Source organism: Microbacterium hatanonis (genome assembly GCF_008017415.1).
GTDB lineage: Bacteria > Actinomycetota > Actinomycetes > Actinomycetales > Microbacteriaceae > Microbacterium > Microbacterium hatanonis.
Window position 1 is genome coordinate 963,638 of record NZ_VRSV01000001.1, and the last position, 18,944, is coordinate 982,581.

The 18,944-nt window shown below is 68.3% G+C and carries 21 protein-coding genes; 9 read left to right on the plus strand and 12 right to left on the minus strand.

Features of this window, described 5'->3' with window-relative positions:
• Positions 1-39: 39 nt before the first annotated feature.
• From erpA to FVP77_RS04550, 5 genes are all read left to right on the plus strand, one after another.
• Positions 40-405 carry an iron-sulfur cluster insertion protein ErpA gene (gene erpA, locus FVP77_RS04530; RefSeq protein ID WP_147893439.1) on the plus strand — a complete coding sequence of 122 codons (366 nt, stop codon included), beginning with the start codon at positions 40-42 and terminating at the stop codon, positions 403-405.
• A gap of 196 nt (positions 406-601) precedes the next feature.
• Positions 602-1,510, plus strand: a complete 909-nt coding sequence (ctaC, locus tag FVP77_RS04535) for an aa3-type cytochrome oxidase subunit II (protein ID WP_246133971.1) — start codon at positions 602-604, stop codon at positions 1,508-1,510.
• Positions 1,510-3,276 carry an aa3-type cytochrome oxidase subunit I gene (ctaD, locus tag FVP77_RS04540; RefSeq protein WP_147893440.1) on the plus strand — a complete coding sequence of 589 codons (1,767 nt, stop codon included), beginning with the start codon at positions 1,510-1,512 and terminating at the stop codon, positions 3,274-3,276. The genes ctaC and ctaD overlap by 1 nt, the downstream gene beginning before the upstream one ends.
• Entirely contained in the window at positions 3,277-3,708 is a 432-nt protein-coding gene (locus tag FVP77_RS04545; protein WP_147893441.1) for a cytochrome c oxidase subunit 4, read from the plus strand.
• A gap of 4 nt (positions 3,709-3,712) precedes the next feature.
• The gene (locus tag FVP77_RS04550; protein ID WP_147893442.1) at positions 3,713-4,501 is read left to right on the plus strand and encodes a PP2C family protein-serine/threonine phosphatase; all 789 of its coding nucleotides are present in this window, start codon (positions 3,713-3,715) and stop codon (positions 4,499-4,501) included.
• Here the strand turns inward: FVP77_RS04550 and FVP77_RS04555 are convergent.
• From FVP77_RS04555 to ctaE, 5 genes are all read right to left on the minus strand, one after another.
• Positions 4,471-4,920 (minus strand): rhodanese-like domain-containing protein, encoded by a 450-nt coding sequence (locus tag FVP77_RS04555; protein ID WP_147893443.1) that lies wholly within the window; start codon positions 4,918-4,920, stop codon positions 4,471-4,473. The two genes, FVP77_RS04550 and FVP77_RS04555, sit on opposite strands and share 31 nt — an antisense overlap.
• A 152-nt stretch (positions 4,921-5,072) precedes the next feature.
• Positions 5,073-6,884 carry a cytochrome bc1 complex cytochrome b subunit gene (gene qcrB, locus FVP77_RS04560; protein ID WP_147894434.1) on the minus strand — a complete coding sequence of 604 codons (1,812 nt, stop codon included), beginning with the start codon at positions 6,882-6,884 and terminating at the stop codon, positions 5,073-5,075.
• A 44-nt stretch (positions 6,885-6,928) separates the two neighbouring features.
• On the minus strand, positions 6,929-8,008 hold the full coding sequence (gene qcrA / locus FVP77_RS04565) for a cytochrome bc1 complex Rieske iron-sulfur subunit (protein WP_147893444.1): 1,080 nt from the start codon (positions 8,006-8,008) through the stop codon (positions 6,929-6,931).
• Between the two features lie 45 nt (positions 8,009-8,053).
• Positions 8,054-8,857: a cytochrome bc1 complex diheme cytochrome c subunit gene (gene qcrC / locus FVP77_RS04570; RefSeq protein ID WP_147893445.1), complete on the minus strand. Its 804-nt coding sequence runs from the start codon at positions 8,855-8,857 to the stop codon at positions 8,054-8,056.
• A 19-nt stretch (positions 8,858-8,876) separates the two neighbouring features.
• Positions 8,877-9,506 carry an aa3-type cytochrome oxidase subunit III gene (ctaE, locus tag FVP77_RS04575; RefSeq protein ID WP_121151835.1) on the minus strand — a complete coding sequence of 210 codons (630 nt, stop codon included), beginning with the start codon at positions 9,504-9,506 and terminating at the stop codon, positions 8,877-8,879.
• A gap of 170 nt (positions 9,507-9,676) precedes the next feature.
• Between ctaE and trpD the strand changes: the two genes are divergently transcribed.
• Both trpD and FVP77_RS04585 read left to right on the plus strand, forming a co-directional pair.
• Positions 9,677-10,744, plus strand: a complete 1,068-nt coding sequence (gene trpD, locus FVP77_RS04580) for an anthranilate phosphoribosyltransferase (RefSeq protein WP_147893446.1) — start codon at positions 9,677-9,679, stop codon at positions 10,742-10,744.
• A gap of 31 nt (positions 10,745-10,775) precedes the next feature.
• Positions 10,776-11,768 carry a PHP domain-containing protein gene (locus tag FVP77_RS04585; RefSeq protein WP_187266816.1) on the plus strand — a complete coding sequence of 331 codons (993 nt, stop codon included), beginning with the start codon at positions 10,776-10,778 and terminating at the stop codon, positions 11,766-11,768.
• Positions 11,769-11,779: 11 nt separating this feature from the next.
• On the opposite strand, the gene FVP77_RS04590 is transcribed toward FVP77_RS04585, so the two are convergent.
• The 6 genes from FVP77_RS04590 to FVP77_RS04615 form a co-directional block, all read right to left on the minus strand.
• Positions 11,780-12,100: an SHOCT domain-containing protein gene (locus tag FVP77_RS04590; RefSeq protein WP_147893447.1), complete on the minus strand. Its 321-nt coding sequence runs from the start codon at positions 12,098-12,100 to the stop codon at positions 11,780-11,782.
• 129 nt (positions 12,101-12,229) lie between these two features.
• Entirely contained in the window at positions 12,230-12,892 is a 663-nt protein-coding gene (locus FVP77_RS04595) for a response regulator (RefSeq protein ID WP_147893448.1), read from the minus strand.
• Positions 12,889-14,058 (minus strand): sensor histidine kinase, encoded by a 1,170-nt coding sequence (locus FVP77_RS04600; RefSeq protein WP_147893449.1) that lies wholly within the window; start codon positions 14,056-14,058, stop codon positions 12,889-12,891. Before FVP77_RS04600 ends, FVP77_RS04595 begins: the two co-directional genes overlap by 4 nt.
• Positions 14,059-14,156: 98 nt before the next feature.
• Positions 14,157-15,086, minus strand: a complete 930-nt coding sequence (locus tag FVP77_RS04605) for a 5'-3' exonuclease (RefSeq protein ID WP_147893450.1) — start codon at positions 15,084-15,086, stop codon at positions 14,157-14,159.
• Positions 15,087-15,277: 191 nt separating this feature from the next.
• Positions 15,278-15,754, minus strand: coding sequence for a hypothetical protein (locus FVP77_RS04610; RefSeq protein WP_147893451.1), 477 nt, complete (start codon positions 15,752-15,754; stop codon positions 15,278-15,280).
• Positions 15,755-16,068: 314 nt separating this feature from the next.
• Positions 16,069-16,602, minus strand: coding sequence for a hypothetical protein (locus FVP77_RS04615; RefSeq protein ID WP_147893452.1), 534 nt, complete (start codon positions 16,600-16,602; stop codon positions 16,069-16,071).
• 93 nt (positions 16,603-16,695) lie between these two features.
• Between FVP77_RS04615 and FVP77_RS04620 the strand changes: the two genes are divergently transcribed.
• Positions 16,696-17,286 (plus strand): nucleoside deaminase, encoded by a 591-nt coding sequence (locus FVP77_RS04620; RefSeq protein WP_147893453.1) that lies wholly within the window; start codon positions 16,696-16,698, stop codon positions 17,284-17,286.
• A gap of 31 nt (positions 17,287-17,317) precedes the next feature.
• On the opposite strand, the gene FVP77_RS04625 is transcribed toward FVP77_RS04620, so the two are convergent.
• Positions 17,318-18,412: a DUF4190 domain-containing protein gene (locus FVP77_RS04625; RefSeq protein ID WP_147893454.1), complete on the minus strand. Its 1,095-nt coding sequence runs from the start codon at positions 18,410-18,412 to the stop codon at positions 17,318-17,320.
• 229 nt (positions 18,413-18,641) lie between these two features.
• On the opposite strand from FVP77_RS04625, the gene FVP77_RS17230 reads away from it, so the two are divergent.
• Entirely contained in the window at positions 18,642-18,923 is a 282-nt protein-coding gene (locus FVP77_RS17230) for a YchJ family protein (RefSeq protein ID WP_425463121.1), read from the plus strand.
• The last annotated feature ends 21 nt before the right edge of the window (positions 18,924-18,944 follow it).

The window sequence follows — 18,944 nt, forward strand, 5'->3', positions numbered from 1 at the left end:
ATTGCAGCATCCGTTCGCCCCACACGCCTGAGGAGAGTCATGACCGACACTGCCCTGTCGAACGAGCCGACCGTCCGTGACCACGGTGTGTCGCTGACCGATACCGCCGCCGAGAAGGTCAAGAGCCTGCTCAGCCAGGAGGGTCGCGACGACCTTCGACTGCGTGTGGCGGTCCAGCCCGGCGGCTGCTCCGGACTCATCTACCAGCTCTACTTCGACGAGCGCTTCCTCGACGGCGACAAGGCCGTCGACTTCGACGGTGTCGAGGTCATCGTCGACGACATGAGCGTCCCGTACCTCGACGGCGCGAAGATCGATTTCAAGGACACGATCTCCGAGCAGGGCTTCACCATCGACAACCCGAACGCCGCCGGAAGCTGCGCCTGCGGCGACTCGTTCCACTGAGACGAGCGCGCTGACGTCAGGCCGTTCGACGTCGAGACATCTCGACGGCAGGCGACACGCCCAGACCCGCGGAAGTCACCGGAAATCCGGTCACTTCCGCGGGTTTCGTCTTTTCGTACCTGAATGCTTGGCCCGAGAACCATAAGAGGTTGCTCTAGACTGAGACAGCAATATTCTCGACCCGGAAAGGTGCACTGTGCCCTTGAAGACAGCGCCCTCCAGACGACGCCTCCGCCTGGCCGCACTTCCCGTCGGGATCGCCACGGCGCTCGTCCTGGCCGGCTGCACGACGACCGAGCTCAACGGGTTCCTCCCCGGCTTCACCGACGACGGTGTGCAGGCGACGAACCACACCGAGATGATCTCGGGCCTGTGGGTGAACTCCTGGCTCGTCCTCCTCGCCGTGGGCATCGTGACCTGGGCGCTCATGCTGTGGTCGGTCATCGTGTACCGCCGCCGCAAGGGCCAGACCGGTCTGCCCGTGCAGCTGCGCTACAACATGCCGATCGAGATCTTCTACACCGTCGTCCCCCTCATCCTCGTCGTCGGATTCTTCGCGTTCACCGCGCGTGACCAGACGATCCTCGAGACGCAGTACGACGATCCCGACGTCTCGATCACCGCGTTCGGCAAGCAGTGGGCGTGGGACTTCCAGTACAACGGCGACCGCGAGGACAACTCCGACGCGGTCTGGACCATGGGCGTGCAGGCCGAGCCCGCGTCCAACGGCGACGTCGACCAGGACGCACTGCCCACGCTCTACCTGCCGGTCGACAAGACCGTGAAGATCGAGCTGCAGTCGCGCGACGTGATCCACTCGTTCTGGATCGTCGACTTCCTGTACAAGAAAGACATGTACATCGGTCGCGACAACTACATGTCGTTCATCCCGACGCGCGAGGGCACCTACGCCGGCAAGTGCGCCGAGCTGTGCGGCGAGTACCACTCCGCGATGCTCTTCAACGTCAAGGTCGTCAGCGAGGCGGAGTACGAGGCTTACCTCTCGACCCTCCGCTCCGACGGTCAGACCGGTGACATCGACGACGCCTACGACCGGTTGCAGAACAACACGGGCTTCGGCACTGCTGTGGAAGGTAAAGGCTGATGACGACCACGGTTCCTCCCGAAGAGACGACGAGCGCCCCGCGCCCGACGACCCTTCCCCCTCGGCAGGCTGCGCTGCTCACTTCCTCGCGCATCGAGCAGAAGGGCAACGTCTTCGTCAAGTGGATCACCTCCACTGACCACAAGACGATCGGGTACATGTACCTGATCGCGTCGGTGATCTTCTTCTGCCTCGGCGGCGTCATGGCGCTGATCATCCGCGCCGAGCTCTTCGAGCCCGGCATGCAGATCGTGCCCACGAAAGAGCAGTACAACCAGCTCTTCACGATGCACGGCACGATCATGCTGCTCATGTTCGCGACCCCGCTGTTCGCGGGCTTCGCGAACGCGATCCTGCCGCTGCAGATCGGTGCGCCCGACGTGGCGTTCCCGCGTCTGAACTCCTTCGCCTTCTGGCTCTTCCTCTTCGGCTCGACCATTGCGGTCGCCGGCTTCCTCACCCCGGCCGGTGCTGCCGGCTTCGGGTGGTTCGCCTATCAACCGCTCGCGAACGCCAGCTTCTCGCCGGGCGTCGGAGGAAACCTCTGGATGCTCGGCCTTGGCATGAGCGGTTTCGGAACCATCCTCGGTGCGGTGAACTTCATCACCACGATCCTGACGATGCGTGCCCCCGGCATGACGATGTGGCGCATGCCGATCTTCACGTGGAACACGCTGATCACCAGCATCCTCATCCTGCTCGCGTTCCCCGTGCTCGCCGCCGCGATCTTCGCCGCCGCCGCCGACCGCGTTCTGGGTGCGCACATCTACGATCCGCAGAACGGCGGCGTGCTGCTCTGGCAGCACCTCTTCTGGTTCTTCGGGCACCCCGAGGTCTACATCATCGCGCTGCCGTTCTTCGGCATCGTGTCGGAGATCTTCCCGGTCTTCAGCCGCAAGCCGATCTTCGGATACAAGACGCTCGTCTACGCGACGATCGCGATCGCCGCGCTGTCGGTGGCCGTCTGGGCTCACCACATGTACGTGACGGGTGCGGTGCTGCTGCCGTTCTTCGCCCTCATGACGATGCTCATCGCCGTACCCACGGGCGTGAAGATCTTCAACTGGATCGGCACCATGTGGCGAGGCTCGGTGACCTTCGAGACGCCGATGGTCTTCGCACTCGGCTTCCTCCTCACGTTCGTCTTCGGTGGTCTGACCGGCGTCATCCTCGCCTCGCCGCCGCTGGACTTCCACCTCTCCGACTCGTACTTCGTCGTCGCCCACTTCCACTACGTGGTGTTCGGCACGGTCGTGTTCGCGATGTTCGCCGGCTTCTACTTCTGGTGGCCGAAGTGGACCGGCCGGATGCTGAACGAGCGCCTCGGCTTCGTGCACTTCTGGATGCTGTTCATCGGTTTCCACATGACCTTCCTCATCCAGCACTGGCTGGGCGTCGACGGCATGGTGCGTCGCTATGCCGACTACTCGGCCGCCGACGGCTGGACCTGGCAGAACCAGGTCTCGACGGTGGGTGCGATGATCCTCGGAGCATCGATGATCCCGTTCTTCCTGAACGTCTGGATCACCTCCCGCAAGGCGCCTCGGATCACGGTCAACGACCCGTGGGGCTACGGCGCATCGCTCGAGTGGGCCACGTCGTGCCCGCCGCCGCGCCACAACTTCACGTCCATCCCGCGCATCCGCAGCGAGCGGCCCGCGTTCGACCTGAACCACCCCGAGGCCGGAATCCCGGTCGGCGTGGGTCCGGCGAAGGACGCACCCGAAGCGCCGGTCGTCGATGCGGACCAGGGAAAGGTCAAGTAAGTGCGTACCAACGTCGGTCTCTGGTGGATGCTGTCCGCCTTCTTCCTCCTCCTCGCGGTCGTCTACACCGTCTGGTCGCTGCTCTACTACCAGGGTGAGTTCGTCAACCGCATCGAGTGGGTCGGCTCGACGGCGCTGCTGTTCACCTCGATCATGTCCGCCCTCATCGCGTACTACGTCCAGCACGTGCACCGGGCGCAGGGCGGCGAGCTGCCGGAAGACGTGCTCACCGCCGACATCGACGACGGAGACCCCGAACTTGGCGAGTTCAGCCCGTGGTCGTGGTGGCCGCTCGTGCTGGCCGGGTCGGCTGCGGTCGCGATCCTCGGTCTGGCCGTCGGCACGTTCCTGATGCCCATCGGGCTTGCTCTGTTCGCTGTCGCCATCGTCGGCTGGGTGTTCGAGTACTACCGCGGGTACTTCGCGCGCTGACCTCGTGCCCATCCGGCTGAGAGCGGCCGCCGTCTCCGATGTCGGCGTTCACCGCGAGACGAATCAGGATGCGGCGTTCACCGCACCCTGGGGAGCAGCGGTCGCCGACGGCGTCGGAGGCGGACCGTCAGGCGATCTCGCCTCGGCCGCCCTCGTGCACCGTCTGGTCGCCGAAGGGGCGATGATCCCCGACCCTGAGACCCTCGTGGTGCGCATCCGAGAGGCGAACTGGGACATCCGTGCCCACGTCGAGCGTGATCCCGCCCTGCGGGGCATGGCGACCACTTTCACCGGCCTCTTCCTCGGAGCCGCCGGTGACCTGTTGCTGGCGCACACCGGCGACTCACGCGCGTACCTGCTCCGAGACGGCTGGTTCACCCGGGAGACACGTGACGACTCGTACGTGCAGGCTCTGGTGGATCACGGGCTCCTCGCCCCCGAAGCCGCAGCCTCGCACCCGCGACGCAACATCATCACGGCGTCGCTCGGGGGCGGTGAGGACGACACGATCTCGGTGCTCGAACGTCAGCCGGTCGTCGGTGACCGCTGGCTGCTGTGCAGCGACGGACTGACCGACTACGTGCCCGAGCTCGACATCGTGGAGCTGCTGCGTTCGGCCGATACGGCCGTCGACGCGGCCGCCGACATCGTCGCCCTCGCGCTCGAGGCGGGCACGCGTGACAACGTGACCGCCGTCGTCTGCGACGTCGTCGACACCGAGGCGGGGGCGGAGCATCCCGTGTTCTACGGCTCCGCCGGTCGCTACTTCGCCGAGGACGTCGAGACCGCCTGAGCGTGGCGTTCGGCTGCGCGTCTGAGGACGGTGACGAGCGGGTCGAAGGTGCGGGGGAGCGGTCCGTCGTCGTTCTCGGTGGGCTGTCCTTCGCGTGCCCAGTACTCGTACCCGCCGATCATCTCTTTCACGGTGAACCCGAGTCGAGCGAACGCCAGAGCCCCGCGCACGCCGCCGTTGCACCCCGGGCTCCAGCAGTACACCACCACGGGGATCGCGAGGTCGAACTCGTCGAGCGCCCGCGAGGAGATCTCACCGTGGGGGAGGTGCAGGGCGCCGCTGATGCGCCCCTGGCGCCAGGCCTCGTCGTTGCGCACGTCGACCAGCACGAACTCGCGCCCGGCGCGCTGCTCGGCGTACACGTCGGCGGGATCGGTCTCGTGTGCGAGGCGAGCGGCGAAGTAGTCGGGGTTCGTCATGGTTCGACGTTAGGTCGCGGGCGGCGGCGGCACGAGCGTTCGAGGTGCCAGTCGGCGGAGGAATACGGACACCGCGGACCGCGGAGCGTAAAACGACGGACGCCCCGGTCCGTACCTCGTAAGAGGCAGGCCGGGGCATCCGATCAGCAGGGCTACTTCTCGTCGTCCTTCTGAGGATCCTTCTTCTCGGACGAGTTGGTCTCGTCGAGGATCTTCGGGGCGCGCATCTCCACGTCGGCCCGCTCGTCGTGCGGGGCCATCACGGGGCGGCCGTCTTCCGCTGCACGCTCGCGGGCTCCTTCGATCTCGAGCGCCTCTTCTTCGTCGAGGTGCTCGATCTCGTGGTGCTGGTGCGCTGCCGCCGCGTCGAGCTCTGCCTGCGACAGCGGAGCGAGACGGTCTTCGAAGAACCAGCGCGAGATGCCGGCGCGAAGGTTCTCGTGCCACGGGATGTGGCCCTTCGCGTTCGGGCGCACGACGAGCGGTTCGTAGCCGTCGTTCGCGACGAGCTTCCAGCGATCGAACTCGTCGACCGGCTGGTGGACCTCGATGTATTCGCCACCGGGGAGGCGGACAATGCGGCCCGACTCGTATCCGTGGAGGACGATCTCGCGGTCCTTCTTCTGCAGCGCGATGCAGATGCGCTTGGTGACGAAGTAGGCGATGATCGGGCCGAGGATCAGCAGGGCTTGCAGGGTGTGGATGACGCCCTCCATCGTGACCCAGAAGTGCGTCGCGATGATGTCGGACGATGCCGCCGCCCACAGCACGGCGTAGAAGGTCACGCCGGCGGCGCCGATCGCGGTGCGCGTCGCGGCGTTGCGCGGACGCTGAGCGATGTGGTGCTCGCGCTTGTCGCCGGTGACCCACGCCTCGATGAAGGGGTAGATCATGACGAGCACGATGAACAGGCCCAGGATGGCGAGCGGGAGGATGATGTTCCACGAGAAGGTGTGGTCGAACAGCACCGTCTCCAGGTGCGGCGGCACGAGACGCAGGGCGCCGTCGGCGAAGCCGATGTACCAGTCGGGCTGCGTACCCGCCGACACCGGTGACGGGTCGTAGGGCCCGTAGTTCCAGATCGGGTTGATCGTGAACAGCGCGGCGATCGTGACGATCACACCGAAGACGATGAAGAAGAATCCACCCATCTTCGACGCGTACACCGGGAGGATCGGGTAGCCCACGACGTTGCTGTTCGTGCGGGCGGGCCCGGCGAACTGCGTGTGCTTGTTGACGATCATGAGCATGAGGTGCACGGCCAGCAGCGCCACGAGGATCGCGGGGAGCAAGAGGATGTGCAGCGTGTAGAGTCGTCCGACGATCGCCGTTCCCGGGAACTCTCCACCGAAGAGCAGGAACGAGATCCAGGTGCCCACCAGCGGGATGCCCTTGACCATGCCGTCGATGATGCGCAGACCGTTACCGGAGAGCAGATCGTCGGGGAGCGAGTAGCCGGTGAAGCCCTCTGCCATCGCGAGGATGAAGAGGATGAAGCCGATCACCCAGTTGAGCTCGCGGGGCTTGCGGAACGCGCCCGTGAAGAAGACGCGCAGCATGTGCACGCCGATACCGGCGATGAACGTCAGTGCAGCCCAGTGGTGGATCTGCCGGACGAGCAGACCGCCGCGCATGTCGAACGAGATGCGCAGCGTCGAGTCCATCGCGGCCGACATGGCGATTCCGCGCATCGGCTCGTAGGCGCCGTCGTAGTGCGTCTCGACCATCGAGGCCTGGAAGAAGAACGTCAGGAACGTTCCCGAGAGCAGCACGACGACGAAGCTCCACAGAGCGACCTCGCCGAGCATGAACGACCAGTGGTCGGGGAAGATCTTGCGTCCGAGCTCCTTGACGAGGCCGGAGATGCTCGTGCGCTCGTCGAGGTAGTTGGCTGCGGCGCCGACGAATCGGCCGCCCAGCGGCTTGCCGTCGCGCCCGGCCTCGGGCTTCGGCGTCTCGGTCACCGCCGGTTCGAGGGTGACGTTATCGGTGGGGTGAGATCCGGTACTCAATGACGCTCCCAGAAGCTCGGTCCGACGGGTTCGGTGAAGTCGCTACGAGCGACGAGGTAGCCCTCGTCGTCGACGGTGATGGGCAGCTGCGGCAGCGGACGCGCGGCGGGCCCGAAGATGACCTTCGCGCCGTCGGCCACGTCGAACTGCGACTGGTGGCAGGGGCAGAGAAGGTGGTGGGTCTGCTGCTCGTAGAGGGCCACGGGGCAGCCGACGTGCGTGCAGACCTTGGAGTACGCGACGATGCCGTCGTACGACCAGTCCTTCTTGTCGTCGGCCTCGGTGAGCTGCTCGGGGAGCATGCGCATGAGCAGCACGATCGCCTTGGCCTTCTCTTCGAGGTAGCCCTCGTCGTGACCGAGGTCGGCGAGCTCTTCGGGGATGACGTGGAAGGCGGAGCCGAGGGTGACGTCCGCGGCGCGGATGCGACGGCCCGACGGGTCGTGGGCGAGGTGCGAGCCCTCTTTCCACATGGTGTGGCTCAGGAGGGCCACCGGGTTGCCCGCGATGGGGTTCTCGGGGGAGTTCTCCGGTGCGAGGCCACGGAAGAGTGTGATGCCGGGGATCACCGAGGCGACCAGGGCGGCGAAGAGGGAGTTCCGGATGACCTCGCGGCGCCCGAAGCCCGACTCCTCGTTCGCGTCGACGAAGACGTTGATCGCGCCTTCACGCGTCGCATCGCGACCGCGCGTCGCGTGACGCGGCTCGATGTACTCCTTGTCGGACATGACGGCCTTCGACCAGTGGATCGCGCCGATGCCGATGGCCAGCAGGGCGAAGCCGATGCCGAGTCCGATGAAGAGGTTGTTGTTGCGGATGTCGATCATCTCGCCCGACTCGATCGGGAAGATCATGTAGGCGATGCTGGCCCAGAGGCTGGCGGCGACCGACAGGTAGAACAGCGTGTAGACCGTGCGGACCGCTCGGCGCATGGCCTTCGGGTCCTGGTCGGTGACGCGGTGACGGTGGGGCGGCAGCTCCGGACCCTGCACGGGGTCGGGCACCACGACAGCGAGCCCGGAGGCGGGCTTCCATGAAGCCCTCTCGTGCTCGAGCGCGTCTTCCTCGTGTGCCATGTTGCTCCTCGTGCGTGTGATGTGTCGTGCGGGCGTCGGTCGAAACTAGTTCGACTTCGCCGTGATCCAGACGGTGAGGGCGATCAGCGAACCGATGCCGAACACCCAGATGAACAGGCCCTCGGAGACGGGGCCGAGCGAACCCAGCGTGAAGCCGCCGACCGACGGGCTCTCCTGGTTGTACATCAGGTAGGAGATGATGTCGCGCTTGTCTTCGACGGTCAGGTTCAGGTTGTTGAAGACGGGCATGTTCTGCGGGCCGGTGACCATGGCGGCGTACATGTTGACCGGGGTCGTGGTGTGCAGGTTGGGGGCGTACTTGCCCTCGGTCAGCGCACCGCCGGCGCCGGCGACGTTGTGGCACATCGCGCAGTTGATGCGGAACAGCTCGGCACCGTTGGCGAGGTCGCCTTCGCCGTCGAGGGTCTCGTCGTCGGGGAACGTCGGGCCGGGCGACGTCGACTGGACGTACTTGCCGATCGCGTCGATCTGCTCCTCGGTGAACTGGACGGGCTTCTGGGGAGCCTGCGGAGCCTGCGCCTGCAGCGGCATGCGTCCGGTGGAGACCTGGAAGTGCACCGACAGCTCGCCGGCGCCGTAGAGCGACGGCCCGGCCTCGGACCCCTGCAGATCCATGCCGTGGCAGGTCGCGCAGTTCGCCTGGAAGAGCTTCTGGCCGTCTTCGACGGTCAGCGTGGACGTCGTCGTGGAGTTGTCGTCGGTCGCGGCCATCGCGGCGGATGCACCGGCGTAGATGCCGCCGGTGAGGAGCAGGCCGATGCCGATGAGTGCGGCCGCTGCCAGGGGGCTTCGGCGGCCGTTGGAGCGGCGCTTCTTCTCTCGTGCCATGTCGGGGTGCAGCTCCGCTCTATTTCAGGAAGTAGATGACAGCGAACAGGGCGATCCAGACCACGTCGACGAAGTGCCAGTAGTACGACACGACGATGGCGGTGGTCATCTCTTTGCGCCCGAAGTTCTTCACGGCGTACGCACGACCGATCACGAGGAGGAAGGCGATGAGGCCACCCGTGACGTGGAGGGCGTGGAAGCCGGTGGTCAGGTAGAAGGCCGACGCATATGCGTTGGCGGTGATGGGCATGCCCTCGGCGACGAGCTGGGCGTACTCCCACACCTGTCCGGAGACGAAGATCGCGCCGAGCGCGAAGGTGAGGAAGAACCACTCGACCATGCCCCAGCCGAGCATTCCGCGCTTCTTGGTGGAGTAGGGCTGGTACCGCTCGGCGGCGAACACGCCCATCTGGCAGGTCACCGACGACAGCACGAGGATGATCGTGTTGCCCAGCGCGTACGGAACGTTCAGCAGCGCGCTCTCCTGCTCCCACAGACCGGAGGAGGTGCTGCGCAGCGTGAAGTAGATGGCGAACAGGCCGGCGAAGAACATGACCTCGCTGCCGAGCCAGACGATGGTGCCCACGGCAACCGGGTCCGGCCGCTTCACGGAGCGCAGAGCCTGGGAGTATGTCGCTGGGGTCGTCACCTGACCATTATGGACGATTTCGGCGTCGTAGTTTCGCACCGGCGGCCCAACAAACTGCTTCGTCTAACTAAGCAATGCCTAAGAATCGTCCGCGAGTTCACTGGATGCCGGGCCCGACGCGGGTGCGAGAACCGCACGGTCATGCGGGCGGCCCTCACTAGGATCGAATCATGGCGGAGCGGTATTCCTGGCCCGAAATTCTCACGATGCTCCTCGACGGGCGCGACCTCAGCGTGTCGGAGTCGACATGGGCGATGCAGCAGGTGATGGCGGGCGACGCCACGGCCTCGCAGTTGGCGGGCTTCCTCGTGGCGCTGCGCGCGAAGGGCGAGACGGTCGATGAGATCGTCGGCTTCCGAGACGCGATCCTGGAGGCGGCGGTCGGGCTGCCGGTCAAGGCCGACGTGCTCGACATCGTGGGCACCGGAGGCGACCGCCACCGCACGGTCAACGTGTCGACGATGTCGGCGATCGTCGCCGCCGCGGCGGGTATCCCGGTCGTCAAGCACGGCAACCGCGCGGCCAGTTCGGCCTCCGGCTCGTCCGACGTGCTGAGCGAACTCGGCATCGACCTGACTCTCTCGCCGGAGGCGGTCGCCGAGACGCTCGAGCGCACCGGCCTCACGTTCGCGTTCGCGGCGGCGTTCCACCCCGGATTCCGCCACGCCGGTCCGACGCGTGCCGAACTCGGCATACCGACGGTCTTCAACTTCCTCGGCCCCCTCTGCAACCCGGCGCGAGCAGAGGCGAATGCGGTGGGCGTGGCGCACCTCGATCGCGTCCCGCTGATCACGGGTGTCTTCCGCACGCGCGGCGCGACCGCGCTCGTCTTCCGCGGCGACGACGGGCTCGACGAGCTGACGACCACCGGCCACAGCCGCCTGTGGGAGGTCAGCCGGGGTGACGTGCACGAGCATGATCTCGACCCTCGCGACCTGGGCATCCGCTTCGCCGACCTCGACGACCTGCGCGGGGGGTCGCCCGCCGACAACGCCGCGGTCGTCCGGCGCGTGCTCGCCGGCGACAGCGGTGCGGTGCGCGATATCGTCCTTCTCAATACGGCGGCGGGCATCGTCGCCTTCCGGCTCTTCGAGGACCCGACGCAGGCCCAGCGCCCGATCGTCGAGCGATTGGCGGAGGGGATGGCTGCTGCCGCTCAGGCCATCGACGACGGCAGGGCGGCGGCGAAGCTCGACGAGTGGGTCGAGACGACCCGGTCTCTCGCGACGGCGTCGTAGAGTCCGAACCGACGAGGGTGGGGAGATCGACGTGGATCCGCTCGACGCACTGAACGAGATCGCGTACCTGCTCGAACGGGAGCGCTCCTCGCGCTACAAGTCGAAGGCGTTCCGCACGGCGGCGGAGGCCATCGCCGATCTCGACGACGCGGCCCGGCGCGAGCCGGGTCTGCGCCGCCGCAAGGGCATCGGCGACTCCACCTTCGCCGTGATCACCCAGGCGCTCGACGGGCGCGTACCCGACTATCTGGCGGACCTGAGGGAGAAGACCGGCGTCGCGGCCGGCTCCGAACTGCGGGGGCTGCTCCGGGGCGACCTCCACAGCCACAGCGAGTGGTCGGACGGTCTGACGCCGATCGAGCTCATGGTCGACGCGGGACGCCGCCTCGGGCACGAGTACCTGGCCTTGACCGACCACTCCCCGCGCCTACGCGTCGCGAACGGTCTGTCGCCCGAGAGGCTCCGCGACCAGATGGGGATCGTCGAAGGATTCCGCGGCGACGGCTTCACTCTTCTCACCGGCATCGAGGTCGACATCCTCGACGACGGCGCGCTCGATCAGGAAGACGACCTGCTCGACGCCCTGGACGTGGTCGTCGCATCCGCCCATTCCCAACTGCGAATGGAGAGCGCGCCGATGACGCGTCGGTTGATCGGCGCTGTCTCGAACCCGAGGGTCGACGTGCTCGGTCACGTCACAGGTCGCCTCGTCGAGGGGGCGCGCGGAACGCGACCCCCCTCGACGTTCGACCCGCACGCCGTCTTCGCGGCGGCGGCGGAGCACGGTGTGGCGGTGGAGATCAACTCGCGTCCCGAGCGTCAGGATCCTCCCGACGAGCTGATCGCGATCGCCCTCGAGGCGGGCTGCCTGTTCTCGATCGACTCCGACGCGCACGCACCGGGCCAGCTCTCGCTCATCGACTACGGCGCCGCGCGTGCGGAGCGGGCGGGCGTGCCCGCCGATCGGGTCGTCACCACCTGGCCGCTCGACCGCCTGCGGGAGTGGCTCGACCGCCGGCGCTGATCGCCGACCTTTCAGCCGGGCTGGGCGTTGGTGCGCAGCACCTCGAGCCGCGCGCGATACTCGGTCTCGTCGATGTCGCCCTTCGCGAACCGCTCGGCGAGGGTGGCCTCCGCCTGTTGCGCCGGACTGCGCCGACCGCCGGGTCCATAGCCGTTGGCTGCGGCGGCGCGTCGCCAGCGACGGCCGAAGACGGCGAAGAGCACGCCGATCAGCACGATCCAGAACAGGGGGATCAGCAAGAACCACCAGCCGAAGCCGGGGCCGCCGCCCCACCCTCCGGGATGATGGGCGGACAGGTGAGTGGCCGCCGCGGCCACCAGGGGTACGGACATGGAGTTCCTCTCCGTCGGGCCGCGGATGATCGCGACCGGATGCGTCGAGTCCACTCCCATCGCCGTCGTCGCGAATCCGCACGGGGGAGGCACTTCGCGTGCATCCGGCGGAGTAGCGTCGGTCGGCCTCTACTGCCACCCGGGCGCGACGAGCCCGGACTCGTACGCCAGCACGACCAGCTGAGCACGGTCGCGTGAGTGCGACTTCTGCAGGATGCGCGAGACGTGCGTCTTCGCCGTCAACGGCGACAGGACGAGCCGTTCGGCGATCTCGTCGTTCGTGAGACCCTGGGCGACCAGCCGCAGCACCTCGCGCTCACGGTCGGTGAGCGCGGCCAGCAGCACGGGGTCGGGGCTCGCGCGCAGTCCGCCGGCGGCACGCTCGAGCAACCGCCGTGTCACGCCCGGCGAGAGCAGCGCGTCCCCGGCGACGGCGACCCGCACGGCGCGGATCAGGTCGGCGGGCTCGGTGTCTTTGACGAGGAAGCCGCTCGCGCCGGCCCGGATCGCCCGGCCCACGTACTCGTCGAGTTCGAAGGTCGTGACGATCACGACGCGCACGTGCTCGAGTGCGGGGTCGACCGCGATCTGCTCGGTCGTCCACAGCCCGTCCCCGTCCGGCATGCGGATGTCGATCAGCACGACGTCGACCGGCGTCGTGCGCAGCATCCGGAGGAGTTCTTCGCCGCCCGACGCCTCGACGACGACGTCGATGTCGGGCTCGGAGTCGAGCAGCGCTCGAAACCCCGCGCGGACGAGCTGGTGGTCGTCGGCGAGGGCGACGCGGATCATGGGGCGCCGCGCCAGGGGAGGCGGGCGGCGATCACGGTGCCGTGTCGCGAGTCGGAGGAGATCACGAGCGTGCCGCCGGCGAGCTCCGCCCGTTCGCGCATGCCGCGGATACCGCCTCCTGCGACGTGGTCGGGGACCATGCCGGTGCCGTCGTCGCCGACCGTGGCGACGAGATCGTCGGCGTCGCGAGCGAGCGTCACCGTCGCGGTGGTCGCTCCCGAGTGGCGCACGACGTTCGTGAGCGCTTCCTGAACGATGCGATAGGCCGTCGTCTGCACGACGCTCGGCGGGGTGTCTCCGCGCAGTTCGTCGTCGAGCCTGACCTCGAGTCCGAGCCCTGACCGGTCGCGGGCGAGCAGCGACAGATCGGCGAGCTGCGGCTGCGGCGTCAACGGCGCCGTCGTGGGATACCGCTCGTCGCCGCGGAGGAACGACAGCACGCCGCGCACCTCGTCGAGACCCGTGGCGCTGAGGGCGCGGATGCTCGTGAGCGCCTCGCGGGCGCGTTCGGGGTCGCGGTCGAAGAGGTGCAGCCCGACGCCGGACTGCACCGAGATCTGGCTCAGCGAGTGCGCAAGCACGTCGTGCAGTTCGCGGGCGATGCGCGTGCGTTCGTCCTGTTCGGCGGTGCGGCGGCGCTCGCTCAGCTGCGCGCGGCGCTCGTCGACGGCCGCACGGCGGGCGCGGATCCCCTCGCCGATGGCGAAGCACACGCCGAGCCCGACCGTCACGAGCGCGACGCGGAACGGGTGCCACGACGTGTCGGCGAGGAGGCTCGCGATCGCGATGGCGGCCACCCAGCCGACACCGACCGCGCCGAGGGCCCAGAAGCGGGCGCCGCGCACGACGGCGCCGATGATCGCGAAGGCGAGGGCGAACATCGGAGGCCCCGCATCGGGGCGGAGGAAGAGCCCGGCGACGGTCAGGGCGGTGACGGCGACGACCGTCGGTCCGGGGAACCGGCGGGCGCCCAGCAGGGCGAGGGCGGAAGCGGTCGCGAGTGCGATCGTCAACGCTGCTGTCGGGCCCCACGAGCGCGCGGCGACCGTGACCACGATCGTTCCGGGCACCTGCAGCACGAAAGCGATGACGACGGGGACGTACAGGGTGACCCCGGGCGGCGGGCGGAAGCGGGGTGCGCCGTCGTCCCAGGTGGTGCTCGGCATGCGCTCGATGCTACGCCGCGCCGGCAGGCCGGGCGTCGGCCTCACGGACCGGGGCGGTGTACTCCCGGGGGAGTAGTCGGATGCTGCGCGCAAGCTCGTCAGCGGGCGAGCGCGGCGATCGCCCGACCGATCGGGCCGGTGAGGTTCCACCGCTCGGCGAGTGCGTCCGCGGCATCCTGCTTTTCGGCATCGAGCGGCACGATGGCCGTCGGGACCTCGGTGAGCGGCAGGTCGCGCACGACCTCGACCACCGTCGGTGCGACGGCGATGTAGTCGAGCGCGGCCAGGATCTTCGCCTGCTGCCCGGCGGGCATGCCTCCGCCGGCACGTGCCGCCGCGACGATGCCGTCGAGGTCGCCGTGCGCGGCCAGGAGCGAGGCGGCCGACTTGTCGCCGATGCCCTTCACGCCGGGAAGCCCGTCGGAGGAGTCGCCCCTCATCGAGGCGAAGTCGGCGTACTGCCGGGCGTGCACCCCGTACTTGGCGAACACGACGTCGTCGGTGACGACCTCGAGGTTGCTCATGCCGCGAGCGGTGTAGACGACACGGACGTCGCGGTCGTCGTCGACGAGCTGGAACAGGTCTCGGTCTCCCGTGACGATGTCGACGGGGACGTCGGCGGTCGTAGCCAGCGTGCCGATGACGTCGTCGGCTTCGTGCTCGGCCGCACCCACGATCGCGATGCCGAGGGCATCGAGGGTCTCGCGGATGATCGGCACCTGCAGCTCGAGCGGGTCGGGCACGACCTCGACATCGGGCGCGTCCTCGACCGGCTCGGCGACACGGTGGGTCTTGTAGCTCGGGATCAGGTCGACCCGCCACTGCGGGCGCCAGTCGTCGTCCCAGCAGGCGACGATGCGGGTCGGTTCGTATGTCGTGACGAGCTTCGCGATGATGTCGAGGAACCCGCGCACCGCGTTGACCGAGGTGCCGTCGGGCGCCTTGACGGTGTCGGGCACGCCGTAGAACGCACGGAAGTACAGCGAAGCCGAGTCGAGCAGGAGCAACTTCTCTGGTCGGGAGGACATATCGTCAGCGTAGCCACGGGGGGTCGTGAGCGAGTGGCGCCGCTCGGCGTCGTACTTCGGCAGGGTCTGGGCGCAGGAGATGGCGCCGGCGTAGGACGATTCGCGGCGATTCGTCCTACGCCTGCGCCATGTCCTACGCCGGAGACGGACGCAGCGATCCGCTCCGACTTGCGGATGCGACGGCGGACCGGTCAGCAGCCGGGGCCGGACGGGTTCTCGAAGCAGGTCTTGTCGACCAGTGCGGTGCGCGCCTCGAAGATCTCGACGCTCTGCCCGCCGCCGGTCGCGGTGACGACCCCGATCACCGGTCGCCAGCCGGTGCCGAAGTCGACGGCGGCGACGTACTCGACGGATACGGACGCGGCGTAGACGCCGCGCGAACCGTAGGCGTGGCTGGTCGGAGTGGCCGTGAACTGCGGTTGCCTCAGGGCGGTCCATGCGGCGCCGCCCGACGTGAATCGTGCCGACGAGCCGTCGCCGTAGGAGAAGACGTAGGCGGCTGGGCTGAAGCGCACGGTGACGGGCCTGTCGAAGAGCGTGCCGGCGAGGGTCTGCGTCGACGCGGAGGCGACGAAGTTGGTCGGCATGCCGACGATGCCGACACCGCCCGGCTCAGCCTCGAACGTCGGCCTGGCCGGCGCGAACGAGGCCAGATCGGAAGCGGTCACGTCGGGCAGCGACACCACACCGAATCCGCCGCCCCGGCACAAGACGTCGGCCGGTCCGCAGTTCTCCGGTGCCGGCGCTTGCGAACCGGGATCGGGGGAGACGCCGGTGCTCGGAGGCGCAGTGCCGTCGGTGGAGGCGTTCGAGCCGCCGGAGCCGACCGTGCCCCCGACGGTGACCTGTGAGCCGTCGGTCGAGGCAGAGCATGATCCTTGCCATCCTGACCAGTCGCACCGTGAGCTCGTCGCGCTTGAAACTCCGGCTGGTCCGATCGAAAGACCGGCGATGAGCAGCGCCGCAGCGATGACAGATCCGGTCAGCTCGCGCATTCCGGTCCCGAGTCTCTACCCGCGAATTGCTCAATCAGCCATTTGTGCGAGTCGTCTGCGCGCGTCACCGTGACCGCCATCGTTTGCGTGTCTGGCCTATCGGGGCTTACAACCGATAGTCCGGTCGAGTCGGTTAGCGCGACCTCGGAGACATCCAGACATACCGCCAGGACCACATTCTCAGTGTCACTCGAAGAGGGAAGCGGCTCGGCCACCGTGATTTGGCTCGATCCCGTCACAACCCAACCGTTTGCATGTCGCTCTGAGAGGGTCTGGCGTGCGCTGGCGTTCGCCTCGCCGGTGGTGAGGGCGAAGACGGGCTCGAAGGTCTCGGGGTCGCTCAGATCCACCTGGTTGAGCGCGTCGACGTAGGCACGATAGGTCTGCTCCGCGGCGGCGAAGGCCTCTTCTTCGGTGGCGAACGCCGGCGCGGTCTCTTGCGGTTCGGGGGTGACGGAGCATCCGCCCATCAGAAGAACCATCATGACGAGGGCGGCGGAGGAGACGTGGCGAGCGTTCACCCGATCAGGGTACGAGGTGGGCGCAGACCTCGCCCGGGTTCTCCACAGCGACGCTGTAACAAGCGGTTCACACGGATGGGCGAGGATGTGGGCATGACACTTGCGACCGGCTTCTCCGTCTCCCTTCCCGAATGGCTGCGCGGCGAGCTCGACCAGCTCCCCGACGCGCTCGAGACGGCGGAGGAGCGGATGGACCTCGTGAACGCGCTCGCCGACCGCAACTGGCGCGAGGGCAACGGCGGACCGTTCGCGGCGATCGTCGTGGAGGCCGCCACCGGTCGACTCGTGTCGGCGGGCGTCAACGTCGTGCTCAGCTCGGGCCTCAGCTCGCAGCACGCGGAGGTCACCGCCCTCGGGCTCGCCCAGACCGCCCTCGGCCGGTGGGACCTGGGTGCCGACGGCGCCGACCTCGAGCTCGTCGTCAACTGGCGTCCGTGCGTCATGTGCTACGGCTCGACCATGTGGAGCGGCGTGCGTTCGCTCGTGATCGCGGGCGACGGTCCGGAGCTCGAGGAGCTGAGCGGGTTCGACGAGGGACCGATGGTCTCCGACTGGGCGGAGCAGTTCGAGGCGCGCGGGATCCGCGTGCGGGTCGGGGTGCGCAACGCCGAGGCGATCGAGGTCTTCCGGGCCTACGGCGCGTCGGACGCCACCGTCTACAACGCTCGCGGCGCCGTCGACTGACGAGCGGCGCCGACGGCCAGCGCGCCGCGCGTCAGAGCGTGGCCGCTCCCCAGAACACGGTCTGCCCAGAGTCGAGGTCGAGGACGTAGTAGCCGGAGGCGACGGCATCGGGTGCGAGGTCGAAGACCTCGTAGAACGTGACCGTCTCGCCCGGCTCGATCACCTCGACGTCCCATGCGCTGGGATAGGACTCGATGTCGGAGAGGAACGTCAGTTCCGCCTCGCCACCGTCGGCGGTGAGGAAGCGGGTGTACGGCAGGTAGGCGTAGTCGACGGTCAGGTCGATCGTCTCGTCCGTCACGTTCGTCAGTTGCACGGGAACGCCGACGTAAGCGCCGAACGCGGGCTCGATATCGCCGGTCGCCGCAGCGGCCGCCGTCAGATCCTCGAAGGGGAGGACGGTCAGCTGCCACACGTCCTCCGACACGTTGTCGTCGGTGATCGTGATGGTCGAGCCCGGCACGAGCGGGGCGGAGACGGTGTTGCCGTCGGCGCCGAAGTCGGGGGTGCCGAGCATCGGATAGGAGTAGTACTCGTCGTCAGGCGCGGGGGAGGATTCCGACCCCGAACTCGATCCCGGGGAGAGGGCCGAACCGAAGACGCCGAAGGCGAACAGGATCACGGCCCAGACGATCGACAGCAGGAAACCCGCACCCGTGATGATGAGCGCGGCGATCGACATCCCCTTGCCGGGGGTCTTCTTCACCAGGGCGATGATGGCGAGGACGATCGCCGTCGCGAAGAGAGCCCAGGCGAGCACCGACCCGAAGAACGGGATGAAGGAGATCAGCGCGCCGAGAATCGATGCGACGAGCGCGAGCACCGCGAGCACCGACGAGCCGCCCTGCGGTGGACCGGGATTCCACGGTGCGCCGGGGGCGGGTCCCCCCGTCGGCGGACCCCACGTGGGCGGGGCGCCCGGGTAGTCCTGGCGCGGTGCGCCGTAGGCTCCGGGAGCGCCGGATGCAGCCTGCGCAGCGTAGGGCGGGAGGGGAGCGGCGTACGGCGACGGAGCAGCCTGCGGCGGTGGGGGCGGCGGCGCGGACTGCGGTCCTGCGGCGTACGGCGGCACGGGAGGCGACGCGGCGGTTCGCTCGTTCTCGTTCGGGCGGGTGCCGTCGGTCATGGCTGCTCCTGTTCGGTGGTCCGCCCATGCTACGGAAGATCGTCGACACCTCGGACGCCCTTGCGGGCGCGGCGGTACAGTGACGAGCGTGTCTTTCGGAGCCGCGTCCTCGCGAGGGGGATTCCCCCGGTTCGCGGCGGGCGACCCGTGCCCGTGCGGAGCCGGGCGGTACGACGGATGCTGCGGACCGATCCTCGCCGGTGAACCCGCGCCCACCGCGGAGAGGCTTATGCGCTCGCGATACACGGCGTTCGTCGTCGGTGACGCGGAGCATCTGCGGCGCACGTGGCATCCGCGCACCCGCCCGGCCGACGTCGACCCGGACCCCGCCACGGTATGGATCGGCCTCGAGGTGCTCGTCACCGAGGACGGCGGACCGGCCGACCTCGAGGGGGCGGTGGAGTTCTGCGCCCACTGGAGCGAAGCGGGAGCTCGCGGCGGCCTGCACGAGCGCAGCCGCTTCGCGCGCCGAGGCGGGCGATGGGTGTACGTCGACGGCGAGATCCTCTGACCAGACCCGCGCCGCGCGGAA

Coding starts and splice junctions, on each gene's coding strand:
- erpA (WP_147893439.1), top strand. CDS start 40: ATGACCGACACTGCCCTGTCGAACGAGCCGACCGTCCGTGACCACGGT.
- ctaD (WP_147893440.1), top strand. CDS start 1,510: ATGACGACCACGGTTCCTCCCGAAGAGACGACGAGCGCCCCGCGCCCG.
- FVP77_RS04555 (WP_147893443.1), bottom strand. CDS start 4,920: ATGACGAACCCCGACTACTTCGCCGCTCGCCTCGCACACGAGACCGAT.
- qcrA (WP_147893444.1), bottom strand. CDS start 8,008: ATGGCACACGAGGAAGACGCGCTCGAGCACGAGAGGGCTTCATGGAAG.
- qcrC (WP_147893445.1), bottom strand. CDS start 8,857: ATGGCACGAGAGAAGAAGCGCCGCTCCAACGGCCGCCGAAGCCCCCTG.
- trpD (WP_147893446.1), top strand. CDS start 9,677: ATGGCGGAGCGGTATTCCTGGCCCGAAATTCTCACGATGCTCCTCGAC.
- FVP77_RS04590 (WP_147893447.1), bottom strand. CDS start 12,100: ATGTCCGTACCCCTGGTGGCCGCGGCGGCCACTCACCTGTCCGCCCAT.
- FVP77_RS04595 (WP_147893448.1), bottom strand. CDS start 12,892: ATGATCCGCGTCGCCCTCGCCGACGACCACCAGCTCGTCCGCGCGGGG.
- FVP77_RS04600 (WP_147893449.1), bottom strand. CDS start 14,058: ATGCCGAGCACCACCTGGGACGACGGCGCACCCCGCTTCCGCCCGCCG.
- FVP77_RS04605 (WP_147893450.1), bottom strand. CDS start 15,086: ATGTCCTCCCGACCAGAGAAGTTGCTCCTGCTCGACTCGGCTTCGCTG.
- FVP77_RS04620 (WP_147893453.1), top strand. CDS start 16,696: ATGACACTTGCGACCGGCTTCTCCGTCTCCCTTCCCGAATGGCTGCGC.
- FVP77_RS04625 (WP_147893454.1), bottom strand. CDS start 18,412: ATGACCGACGGCACCCGCCCGAACGAGAACGAGCGAACCGCCGCGTCG.
- FVP77_RS17230 (WP_425463121.1), top strand. CDS start 18,642: ATGCGCTCGCGATACACGGCGTTCGTCGTCGGTGACGCGGAGCATCTG.